General features: G+C 70.7%; 11 protein-coding genes. 7 read left to right on the plus strand and 4 right to left on the minus strand.

Translation table 11 applies throughout. The annotated features are described in order from the left end of the window. The first annotated feature begins 100 nt into the window (after window positions 1–100). From ACZ4VT_RS27030 to ACZ4VT_RS27045, 4 genes are all read left to right on the plus strand, one after another. On the plus strand, window positions 101–1,627 hold the full coding sequence (locus ACZ4VT_RS27030) for a ricin-type beta-trefoil lectin domain protein (RefSeq protein WP_467953404.1): 1,527 nt from the start codon (window positions 101–103) through the stop codon (window positions 1,625–1,627). 255 nt (window positions 1,628–1,882) lie between these two features. Then, window positions 1,883–2,299 (plus strand): hypothetical protein, encoded by a 417-nt coding sequence (locus ACZ4VT_RS27035; protein ID WP_467953406.1) that lies wholly within the window; start codon window positions 1,883–1,885, stop codon window positions 2,297–2,299. A gap of 14 nt (window positions 2,300–2,313) precedes the next feature. Beyond that, entirely contained in the window at window positions 2,314–3,291 is a 978-nt protein-coding gene (locus ACZ4VT_RS27040) for a hypothetical protein (RefSeq protein WP_467953408.1), read from the plus strand. An 87-nt stretch (window positions 3,292–3,378) separates the two neighbouring features. Further along, window positions 3,379–3,789 (plus strand): peptidase inhibitor family I36 protein, encoded by a 411-nt coding sequence (locus ACZ4VT_RS27045; RefSeq protein ID WP_467953410.1) that lies wholly within the window; start codon window positions 3,379–3,381, stop codon window positions 3,787–3,789. Between the two features lie 52 nt (window positions 3,790–3,841). On the opposite strand, the gene ACZ4VT_RS27050 is transcribed toward ACZ4VT_RS27045, so the two are convergent. The 3 genes from ACZ4VT_RS27050 to ACZ4VT_RS27060 all read right to left on the minus strand — a co-directional run bounded on the left by ACZ4VT_RS27050 (window position 3,842) and on the right by ACZ4VT_RS27060 (window position 7,153). Continuing rightward, complete coding sequence (locus ACZ4VT_RS27050; protein ID WP_467953412.1) at window positions 3,842–4,621, minus strand: glycerophosphodiester phosphodiesterase; 780 nt, start codon at window positions 4,619–4,621, stop codon at window positions 3,842–3,844. Between the two features lie 105 nt (window positions 4,622–4,726). Further along, window positions 4,727–5,350: a hypothetical protein gene (locus tag ACZ4VT_RS27055; protein WP_467953413.1), complete on the minus strand. Its 624-nt coding sequence runs from the start codon at window positions 5,348–5,350 to the stop codon at window positions 4,727–4,729. 138 nt (window positions 5,351–5,488) lie between these two features. Next, a complete protein-coding gene (locus ACZ4VT_RS27060) occupies window positions 5,489–7,153 on the minus strand; it encodes a fumarate hydratase (RefSeq protein WP_467953414.1) in 1,665 nt (554 codons plus the stop codon). Between the two features lie 146 nt (window positions 7,154–7,299). On the opposite strand from ACZ4VT_RS27060, the gene ACZ4VT_RS27065 reads away from it, so the two are divergent. Both ACZ4VT_RS27065 and ACZ4VT_RS27070 read left to right on the plus strand, forming a co-directional pair. Then, window positions 7,300–7,971 (plus strand): DUF1707 SHOCT-like domain-containing protein, encoded by a 672-nt coding sequence (locus tag ACZ4VT_RS27065; protein ID WP_467953416.1) that lies wholly within the window; start codon window positions 7,300–7,302, stop codon window positions 7,969–7,971. A gap of 134 nt (window positions 7,972–8,105) precedes the next feature. Next, window positions 8,106–8,474, plus strand: a complete 369-nt coding sequence (locus ACZ4VT_RS27070) for a WhiB family transcriptional regulator (RefSeq protein WP_351299153.1) — start codon at window positions 8,106–8,108, stop codon at window positions 8,472–8,474. 124 nt (window positions 8,475–8,598) lie between these two features. Here the strand turns inward: ACZ4VT_RS27070 and glpX are convergent, their stop codons facing one another. After that, window positions 8,599–9,630: a class II fructose-bisphosphatase gene (glpX, locus tag ACZ4VT_RS27075; RefSeq protein ID WP_030159594.1), complete on the minus strand. Its 1,032-nt coding sequence runs from the start codon at window positions 9,628–9,630 to the stop codon at window positions 8,599–8,601. A gap of 238 nt (window positions 9,631–9,868) precedes the next feature. Between glpX and ACZ4VT_RS27080 the strand changes: the two genes are divergently transcribed. Then, window positions 9,869–10,387, plus strand: a complete 519-nt coding sequence (locus tag ACZ4VT_RS27080) for a DUF4245 domain-containing protein (protein WP_467953420.1) — start codon at window positions 9,869–9,871, stop codon at window positions 10,385–10,387. Window positions 10,388–10,568 lie beyond the last annotated feature (181 nt).

A 10,568-nucleotide genomic window follows, 5' to 3' on the forward strand; every position in this document is an offset into this window, starting at 1 on the left:
CCTCCTCAAAAACTTGAGCAATTGTCTTGTTCGAAGTGTTCCCAACTCCCCTACCGGCCAGTAAATACCGGGGGTAACACCGACAACCGGGGAGGCGTTCATGGCACGTGCACGTACGAGACCCATGCTCAGATCTACCTTCGCCGCCGTCGCGGCGATCGCGGCCGCCCTGGGGGGCGTCACCGCCGTCACCCCCATGGCGCAGGCGGCGACCGCCGCCGGGGCCGTCACCCCCCTCTCGCCCGAGCTGGAGGCCATCCGCGCCGCGGAGGCCACCAGGATCTACGGCGACGCCGCCATCCGCCCGCTGAACGAGCGTAAGACCGGCCTGATCTCACTGGGCGACAGCGAGATCTCCGGCGAGGGCGTGGGCAACTACGACCCCGCGACCAACACGCCGAACAACCAGTGTCACCGCTCGCCCGACTCGGCGATCCACCGCACCGGCATCCCGGCCGACCTCACCTTCAACGTCGCCTGCTCCGGCGGCTACACCGGCAACATCCGGATCGGCGGCAGCAAGCAGTACGCCGACGAACTGGTGCAGAGCGACAGCCTGGCCATCAAGGCCCGCAACACGAAGATAAAGATGGTCCTGCTGGTCGCCGGGGCCAACGACGACCTGCAGTTCGGCCCGGTCATGACCGACTGCGTGACCCGCTGGGTGCTCAGCCAGGGCACCTGCGAGCCCAAGTACGCGCCCGGCTGGCAGGCGCGCGTCGACGGCCTCAGGCCCAAGGTGGAGAGCACGGTCGCGGACCTCAAGACGGTCATGCGCGACGCCGGTTACGCCGACTCCGACTACAAGCTCGTCGTGATGGGCTACCCCAGCCCCATCGGGCCCGACTTCCACGACAACCCGAGCTTCCCCGGCAAGCTGCCCGGCGGCTGCGCCGGCTACGACTCCGACGCCACCTGGGGCCGCAACTACGCGGTGCCCACCTTCGAGAAGGGCATGCGCGCGGCGGCCCTCGCCTCCGGTGCCACCTACCTGGACAACTCGCGGCTCTTCCACGGGCACGAGGTGTGCATGGAGGACGCCTGGGCCCGCGGGCTCTACCTGGACCTCGGGGACCACTTCCCGTGGGACGAGAACACCGCCCGCCAGTCCTTCCACCCCAACTACCGGGGCCACGGAGCCTTCGCGTCCTGCCTGACCCAGCTCTACGGCTCGGGCCTGCGCGAGGCCTCCTGCGCCGACCCGGCGAGCACCGGGACGCCCGTCCTGCAGGCCGGGGCCTGGGACGACAAGTTCAAGCCCCTGAAGAACGAGGCGACCGGAAACTGCCTCGACTCCTTCGGTGGCTCCAGCGCCAACGAGACGAAGATCGTGGGCTGGGACTGCCACGGCGGACGCAACCAGGGCTGGTGGTACGACGCCGCCCGCAAGTCCGTCCACACCGAACTGACCCAGGACCGCTGCCTCGACACCCCCGGCGCCCACTACGGCTCCGGCACCGGCCTGATCATCTGGAACTGCCACGGCGGCGCGAACCAGCAGTTCGTCCGTGACGGCGCCACCCTCCGCCCCGCCGCCGCCCCGGGCATGTGCCTCACGGTGGCCGCCGCGCACGAGCCGCTGCGCCTGCAGACCTGCAACGGATCCGCGAACCAGCGTTTCGTGTAACCCCCCGGGTAAACGGAACCGCACGACCGCCCCGTACTCTCCGACCCCCCACACCCGGCCGGCGCACCCCGGCCGGGTGTATTTATGTGCGGCTTTAGCGTCGGCTTATGCGCGACTTTAGTCATGGCCGAAAATGGACTCGCCGGTAACTTATCGGATGCCCCATCCCGCATTCCCTGCATACGATCCTGTGGTTGTCGCGCTTTCGGGGGTCCGGCCGTCCCCGAGGAGTGCCATTCAAGGGGGATTGCTTTCATGAAGACGAAGTCCATGCGTGCCGCCGTCGCGGCGCTCGCGGCATCCGGAGCGCTGGTTCTCGCGCTGCCGTCCGCAGCCCAGGCGGCGCCCACCGCCCGGTGCTACCCGGACATGGCCTGCCTGTACTACAACTCGAACCAGGCGGGCGCTCTGGCGCAGATGTACCACATCGAGAACTATCCGGCGTACTTGTTCTCGGGGACGTTCAACCGCGGCACCGGAAACGGGGATACGGAGCTGCTCAAGAACAATGCCGCCTCCGCGGACAGCCGCTACACGCACCAGGCGGTTCGCGTTCATTTCAACAGCTGGTACAAGGGCCCCTACGACGTGGTCGAGCCCCAGACGAGGCGGAATCTCAGCGCGACGTACAACAACAACGCGTCCTGGAACTACCACCCGAACGGCGTCTGAGAACCATGGGAATGATGAGCGAAATGAACAAGAAGCGCACCCGTATTTCCCTCCTCGCGGTGGCCGTGGCTTCCGGAGCCGTGATGGCGGGCTACGCCGCCTCCGCCGGTACGGACGCCGGCGCCACCGCTGGTGCCGACGCGACGGCGATCGCCGGTTCCGCCAAGGTCCGCACCCTGCCCATCGAGCAGTACCTGCCGACTCCGGCCGAGTTCGCGAAGCTGAACCAGGCCGGCGGACGGCTCCAGCAGAAGTGCATGCAGGGCCTCGGCTTCGCCTCCTTCCAGGCGCCCGAGCAGGCCCCGGCCGACCCGCGCGAGACCTTCACCGACCTGCGCTACGGCACCGTGGACGCCGCCCAGGCGGCCCGATCCGGCTACAAGCCGGAGTTCGCGGCCTCCCCGCGCACGGCCAAGGCGGGCGGCGCGTCCGCGGCCGCGGCCGACGGCCCGGCCCCGTCCGGGGCGGTCGAGCCCGTGCTGAGCGACGCGGAGTGGCTCGCGATGACCGGCACCACCAAGGAGGTCGGCGACACCGCCAAGGCCAAGCAGGCGGCGCCGAGCCAGGTCCAGGGCAAGGACGTCCCGCCGGGCGGTTGCATCGCCGAGTCCGCGCGGTCCCTGACCGGGGGCAGCGAGAAGCTCTACGCGGACCTCGCCCAGGACATCAACGGCCAGTCCTACAAGGAGTCCCTCAAGGACCCCCGCGTCACCAAGGTCTTCGCGTCCTGGTCCGCCTGCATGAAGGGCAAGGGGTACTCCTACAAGGACCCGATGCAGGCCAACGACGACCCGAAGTTCGCCGTGCCGACGGTCTCCGCCGAGGAGACCGCCGTCGCCAGTGCGGACGTGGCCTGCAAGAACAAGACGAAGCTGGTCGACGTCTGGCACTCGGCCGAGGCGCAGATCCAGCAGAAGCTGATCGACGCCAAGGCGAACGAGATGGGCCCGATCAAGAAGGCGAAGCAGACCGCCCTGGCCAACGTCCAGTAGGAGGCCGCGCGCCGGGACCTGCGCCGACCCGGCCCGGCTCCGCCACCCGGAGCCGGGCACACCCACCATCCAAGGGGGATCACTTCCATGAAATCCATGCGTGCCGCCGTCGCGGCGGTCGCAGCCTCCGGAGCCCTGGTCATGGCACTGCCGTCCGCGGCGGAGGCGGCGCCCACGCAGCGCTGTTACCCGGGCCTCGCCTGCGTCTACTACAACTCCTACCAGGCCGGCGCCGTCGCCACGATGAACCACATCGACGGCATGCCGTCCTGGGACTTCGCCGGCGTGTTCAGCCCGGGCACCGGCAACGGGGCGGGTCAGCAGGTCAAGAACAACGCGGCCTCGGCGGACAGCCGTTACGCCACCCAGGCCGTCCGGGTCCACTACAACAGCTGGTACAAGGGCCCCTACGACGTGGTCACCGCCCAGTCGAAGCGGAACCTCTCCGTGACGTACAACAACAACGCGTCCTGGAACTACCACCCCAACCCGAGCTGAGCGGGACGGGGGGATCCGGCCCGGCTCCGCCACCCGGAGCCGGGCCGCCGCGCTAGATCGCGTCCAGCTGCGCGCGCACCTCGCGCGGCCGGTTGGTGATCAGCGTGTCCACACCGAGCCGCAGGCACAGCTCCACGTCCTCGGGCTCGTCCACGGTCCACACCCGCACCGACAGCCCCTTGGCCTTCAGCCGGGCCACCAGACCCGGATCCCGGCGTACGAGGTCGATGCCCGGGCCCGCGTGCGTCGCGTACGGGGGCCGCACCGGGCGCAGCCGCCGCTCGATCAGGTAGACCGCGGGCAGGCCGGGCGCGAGCCGGTGCATCCGGGTCAGCGCGTTGCGGGAGAAGCTCATCACCTCCACCAGCCCGGCGGACCCGTCGGCCAGCCCGTACTCCCGGAGCATCCGCACCAGCTCGGCCTCCAGCCGGCCGCCGGCGCGGGTCGGGTGCTTGGTCTCGACGGCCAGCCCGACGGGCCGCGGCGCGGCCAGCGCCTCCCGGAGCAGGTCCTCGAAGAGCAGCACCCGGGCCCCGCGGTGCTCCTCGCCCTTCCACCCGCCGAAGTCGAGGGCGCACAGCTCCTCGTACGTCATCCCGGAGACGACCCCGCGCCCGTCGGAGGTCCGCTCGACGCGCCGGTCGTGCACGCACACCAGCCGCTGATCCGCGGTGAGCCGCACATCGCACTCCAGCGCGTCGGCCCCGTCGGCGACGGCCTGCCGGTACGCGGCGAGAGTGTGCTCGGGGTGCTCGTGGGAGGCCCCGCGATGAGCGACCACGCGGACGGCGCGGTCGGTGCGGAGGGAGGGCGTCGCAGTCGTCGCAGTCATACGGAAATCCTTGCAAACCAGGGTGAACGCGCAGGCGCGGAGCTGTGTCCCCGACGTTAACCCGGATGCCCCGCCCTTCCGGAAAGGGCGGGTCCGACGCCGTGACTACGGCTTCGGTTGCGGGGACAGGGGGGCGGGAGTGACCTTGTAGCCGCCCTTGGTGACCTCCGTGAAGGGGGCCGGGGCCATGCAGGTGCCCACCGTGCCCTCGGCGACCGTGCCGTCCGGCTTCACGTCGACGTTGGCGACGCCCCAGGAGAATCCGACGCGGTCCGGCTCGCCGCCCCGGCCGTCCTGGACGCTGATGCCGATCCGCTTGCCGTCCCAGCCGACGTTCGAGGTCTTGACCACGGCGGTGAGGGTGGCGGTCTTGCCGCCCGTGACCAGGCAGTCCACCTCCGCCTCGGCCGTGGCGGTGAAGCCGGTCTCCGTGTAGTGGTGGGAGATGGTCACCCGGCCCCGGGCGTCCGTCGGCAGGCCCCGCTCGCCTCCCGGGGCCGGGAACGGCCTGGTCCACGGGGTCGACTCGGCGTCGACCGTGAAGCGGATGTCGTCCTTGGCGGAGTAGGGGTAGAAGATCGCGCCGCCCCCGTGCACGGAGGCGAGCTTCGGCGCGGCCTGCGCGGCCTGCGCGGCGGGGGCGGCGGGGGCGGGGCCCGCCGCGACCAGGGTGGCCACGAGTGCGGCGGCGGTTCCGGCGAGGATGAGGGCGCGCTTGCGGTTCTTCATGGCGAACTCCCGTGTTCCAAGGGCTGTTTGGGTACGGGAACAGCCTCGCCGGGAGCCCGCCGGCCTGCCATCTGCCGATGGGCGGACATGACCGAGGGCCTCTCCCCCGAACGGGGGAGAGGCCCTCGGTCCGTCGCGCTACAGACCCGGTCCGCGCACCGGGATGTGGGTGAACGTCGGCTCCGGAGCCGGGTTCTGGAAGAAGTCGTTGCCCTTGTCGTCGACCACGATGAAGGCCGGGAAGTCCTCCACCTCGATCTTCCAGACCGCCTCCATGCCGAGCTCCTCGTACTCCAGGACCTCGACCTTCTTGATGCAGTCCTGGGCCAGCCGCGCCGCCGGGCCGCCGATCGAGCCCAGGTAGAAGCCGCCGTGCGCACCGCACGCGTCCGTCACCTGCTGGGAGCGGTTGCCCTTGGCCAGCATGACCTTGGAGCCGCCCGCCGCCTGGAACTGCTCCACGTAGGAGTCCATGCGACCGGCCGTGGTCGGGCCGAAGGAGCCGGAGGCGTAGCCCTCGGGGGTCTTCGCGGGGCCGGCGTAGTAGACCGGGTGGTCCTTCAGGTACTGCGGCATCGGCGCGCCCGAGTCCAGCAGCTCCTTGATCTTGGCGTGCGCGATGTCGCGCGCCACGACCAGCGGGCCCGTCAGGGACAGTCGGGTCTTCACCGGGTGCCTGGTCAGCGTCGCCAGGATGTCGTCCATCGGCTGGTTCAGGTCGATGGAGACCACGTCCGCGGACTCGGCCAGGTGCGCGTCGGTCGTGTCCGGCAGGAAGCGCGCCGGGTCCGTCTCCAGCTGCTCCAGGAAGACGCCCTCGGCGGTGATCTTCGCGGTCGCCTGGCGGTCGGCCGAGCAGGACACGGCGATCGCGACGGGCAGCGAGGCGCCGTGGCGCGGGAGGCGGACCACGCGGACGTCGTGGCAGAAGTACTTGCCGCCGAACTGGGCGCCGATGCCGATCTTCTGGGTGAGCTCGAAGACCTTCTCCTCCAGGCCGAGGTCACGGAAGCCGTGACCCGTGGCGGAGCCCTCGGTCGGCAGCTCGTCCAGGTAGTGCGCGGAGGCGTACTTCGCGGTCTTCAGCGCGTGCTCGGCGGAGGTGCCGCCGACCACGATCGCCAGGTGGTAGGGCGGGCAAGCCGCCGTACCGAGCGAGCGGATCTTCTCCTCCAGGAACTTCATCATGGAGGCCTCGTTCAGGACCGCCTTGGTCTCCTGGTAGAGGAAGGACTTGTTGGCCGAGCCGCCGCCCTTGGCCATGAAGAGGAACTTGTACGCGCCGCCGTCGGTCGCGTACAGCTCGATCTGCGCGGGCAGGTTCGAGCCGGTGTTCTTCTCCTCCCACATGGTGAGGGGGGCCATCTGCGAGTAGCGCAGGTTCAGGCGGGTGTACGCGTCGTAGATGCCGCGCGACAGCGCCGCCTCGTCGCCGCCTTCGGTCAGCACGTTCTGGCCGCGCTTGCCCATCACGATCGCCGTGCCCGTGTCCTGGCACATCGGCAGGACGCCGGCCGCGGCGATGTTCGCGTTCTTCAGCAGGTCCAGGGCCACGAACTTGTCGTTCGAGGAGGCCTCGGGGTCGTCGATGATCCGGCGCAGCTGCGCGAGGTGCGCGGGGCGCAGGAAGTGCTGGATGTCGTGGATGGCCTCTTCGGCGAGCTTGCGCAGCGCCTCGGGCTCGACCTTGAGGAACGTACGGCCGTCCGCCTCGAAGGTGGACACGCCCTCGGCGGTCACCAGCCGGTACGGGGTGGTGTCCTCGCCCAGGGGCAGCAGGTCGGTGTACGCGAACTCCGGCATTGGGGCCATTCCTCACTCGGCAGACAGCGCTGACGACCAATTGGCAGCGCAGTCCTCCAGCGTAGGACCTCCCGCCGGGGACGTGTCTGTGAGGTAAGGCTCATTCGGCAGTATCGCGATCTATCGTGTCTCGCTATGCTGGCTCCGTGGACCTGGAAAAGCACCCCGCCGCCCCCGCAGCCGCAGCCTCTCCCGCCGAGCTGCGCGCCTCCGACGCCGACCGGGACCGGATCGCGCAGATCCTCGGCGATGCCGTCGCCGAAGGCCGGCTGACCTCCGACGAGCACTCCGAGCGCCTGGACTCGCTGTACGCCCTCAAGACGGTCGGCGAGCTGGAGGCTCTCGTACGGGATCTGCCCGCACCCGGCGGCGCCCATGCCCCGTTCGCGCAGATCGGCCCCACGCCGCCGGCCGGCGCCGCCGGGCCCGCCGAGACGATCGTCGCCGTGTGCAGCAGCTCCGCCCGCAAGGGCCGCTGGCGGCCGGGCGCGCACACCCGCGCGGTCTCGGTCATGGGCGACGTCACCCTCGACCTCACCGAGGCCGTCTTCGAGCAGCAGGTCACCGAGATCAACGTGACGTGCGTCCTCGGCAACGTCGAGGTCGTGGTCCCGGAGAACGTCACCCTGCGCGGCTACGGCAGCGGGGTCCTCGGCAACTTCGAGGTGCGCGGCGAGGGCCGCGGGGAGAGCGACCCGCAGGCGCCGGTGGTGATCGTCCGGGGCTTCGCCCTGCTCGGCAACATCGAGGCGCGGCCCAAACGGGGCGCCCGCCTCGTCGATCTGGCCCGCAAACTGCGCAAGCACCTGGACGGCTGAAAGCCGCTCACGGCGGAGGGTCGCGTTTCGGACGAACCCCCGGCGCCCGGTGGCACCCGGGCATAGGGGCGCGTGCAGCGGGTAGGGACAGGTGCATCGTCTCTCGCTCGCGTACCCGTCGTCAGGAGTAGACCGTGCCGCATCCGCCGCATCAGTCCCTGAAGGTTGCCGCCGTGCCGAACCCGCGGGTGCCGGCGAGGGCTGAGGACGGCCCATGGCACGCGGAGGCGGTGTGCCGCCGGGACGAGGCGGGGCTGTTCTTCGCGCCCTCCAAGGAACCCACGGCCGCCCGGCTCTCCCGCGAGGAGGCCGCCAAGCGCGTCTGCGCCCGCTGCCCGGTCATGGTCGCCTGCCGGGAGCACGCACTCCTCCAGCCCGAGCCGTACGGGGTCTGGGGCGGCCTCACCGCCGCCGAGCGCCGCGTCGTCCTGGCCCGCATGCGCCGCAGGTCGGCCGAGCTGCGCCAGGCCCCGGCAGCCGGGCCCGTCGCGGCCGCGGGCTAGCGGCCCCGTACGCGCGCAGCCCCGTACGCGCGCGGCCCCGTACGAGCCGCTCGGGCACGGCGAGAGGGGCGGTCACCGCCGCACACGGTGACCGCCCCTCTCGCTGTGGACGCGCGCTGCCGTCCTACTGCGCGCGGTCGAAGTCGATCGCGCTGTACGCGCGCAGCTTCGACAGGCGGTGCGTGGAGTCGATCTGCCGGATCGTGCCCGACTTCGAGCGCATGACCAGCGAGGACGTCGTCGCGGTCTCCGAGCGGTAGTGGACACCGCGCAGCAGCTCGCCGTCGGTGATGCCGGTGGCGACGAAGAAGACGTTGTCGCCGGACACCAGGTCGTTGGTGTGCAGGACCCGGTCCAGGTCGTGGCCCGCGTCGATGGCCTTCTGGCGCTCGGCCTCGTCCTTCGGCCACAGCTTGCCCTGGATCGTGCCGCCGAGGCACTTTATGGCGCAGGCCGAGATGATGCCCTCGGGGGTGCCGCCGATGCCCAGGAGCAGGTCCACGCCGGTACCCTCGCGCACCGCCATGACCGAACCCGCGACGTCGCCGTCCGAGATGAACTTGATCCGGGCGCCGGTCTCGCGGATCTCCTTGACGATGCCCTCGTGGCGGGGGCGGTCCAGGATGATGACGGTGACGTCCTCCACGGCCATGTTCTTGGCCTTGGCGACGCGGCGGATGTTGACCGAGACGGGGGCGTTGATGTCGACGAAGTCGGCGGCCTCGGGACCGGTGACGAGCTTCTCCATGTAGAAGACCGCGGACGGGTCGAACATGGTGCCGCGGTCGGCGGCCGCGAGCACCGCGATGGCGTTCGGCATGCCCTTGGCGTTCAGGGTGGTGCCGTCGATCGGGTCCACGGCGATGTCGACCTCGGCACCGGTGCCGTCACCGACGCGCTCGCCGTTGAAGAGCATCGGGGCTTCGTCCTTCTCGCCCTCGCCGATGACGACGACGCCGTTCATCGAGACGGTGGAGATCAGGGTCCGCATCGCGTTGACCGCGGCGCCGTCGGCGCCGAGCTTGTCGCCGCGCCCGACCCACCGGCCCGCGGCCATGGCGGCGGCCTCGGTGACCCGGACGAGTTCCAGGGCGAGGTTGCGGTCGGGGGCCTCCGGAGAGACTTCGAGCTGGGGCGGCAGGTTGTGCTCGGTCATCGGAGCGCACCTTTCTGTACGGCGACGGCCGGGAAGTGAGGGTGCTGGAACTCTATCGGTACGTCGACATATTGAGCAGGGCGGGTCACGTATGAGCGGAATATCGGTCAGGCGTTTGGCCTGAGCGGACATCTTGCGGTTCCCCGGTGGAATCTCCAGCGTCCGTCGCCCGCCGCGCCCGCGCGACCCCGGCGGTGATCGCCGCCTCGCGATGCGGGACGATGGTGCCGTGGCAGGTATGAAAGGCAAGCAGACGGTCTGGGACATGGTCCGGTCGCTGAGCGTGATCGGCATCGTCGTCGCCGGGATCTACCTCTTCGTCCCCCATGACGACGAGGCCGACCCGACGCACGCGGTCGACTACCGGGTGGAAACGCTCACGGCCCGGCGCGCGGCCCCGTATCCGGTGGCGGCCCCCGTGGGGCTCCCGGAGCAGTGGCGGGCGACCTCGGTGACGTACGAGCGCAAGAACTCCAACGCCTGGCACCTGGGCTTCCTCGATCCGGAGCAGCAGTACGTGGCGGTGGAGCAGTCCACGGACACCTCGCCGAAGTACCTCGCCCGGGTCACCCAGAAGGCGACGGCCACCGGCCAGACCCAGCAGGTCGGCGACACGACCTGGGAGCGGTGGGACGGCGAGAAGTACGACGCCCTCGTCCGTCAGGAGCAGGGCCATGTCACGGTGGTGACGGGAACGGCCTCGTTCGAACAGCTCGGCGCGATGGCGGCGAGCCTGGAGTTCAAGCAGGGCGCGTAGCTCCGCCCGGGCGGCGCCGCCGCCGGGGCTCCGCCCCGGACCCCGCGCCTCAAACGCCGGCGGGGCTTGGGGTGGGGGCCGGTTGGGCCGGGGTCGGGCGCGCGCCGGGGTGTCTCCTCGGGCGCCGAACGTGGCGAGGGGTCGGAGAGCGGAGCCTTGTTGTGTTCGGCGCCCTGCGGGG

The organism is Streptomyces sp. NPDC029164, assembly GCF_055563995.1.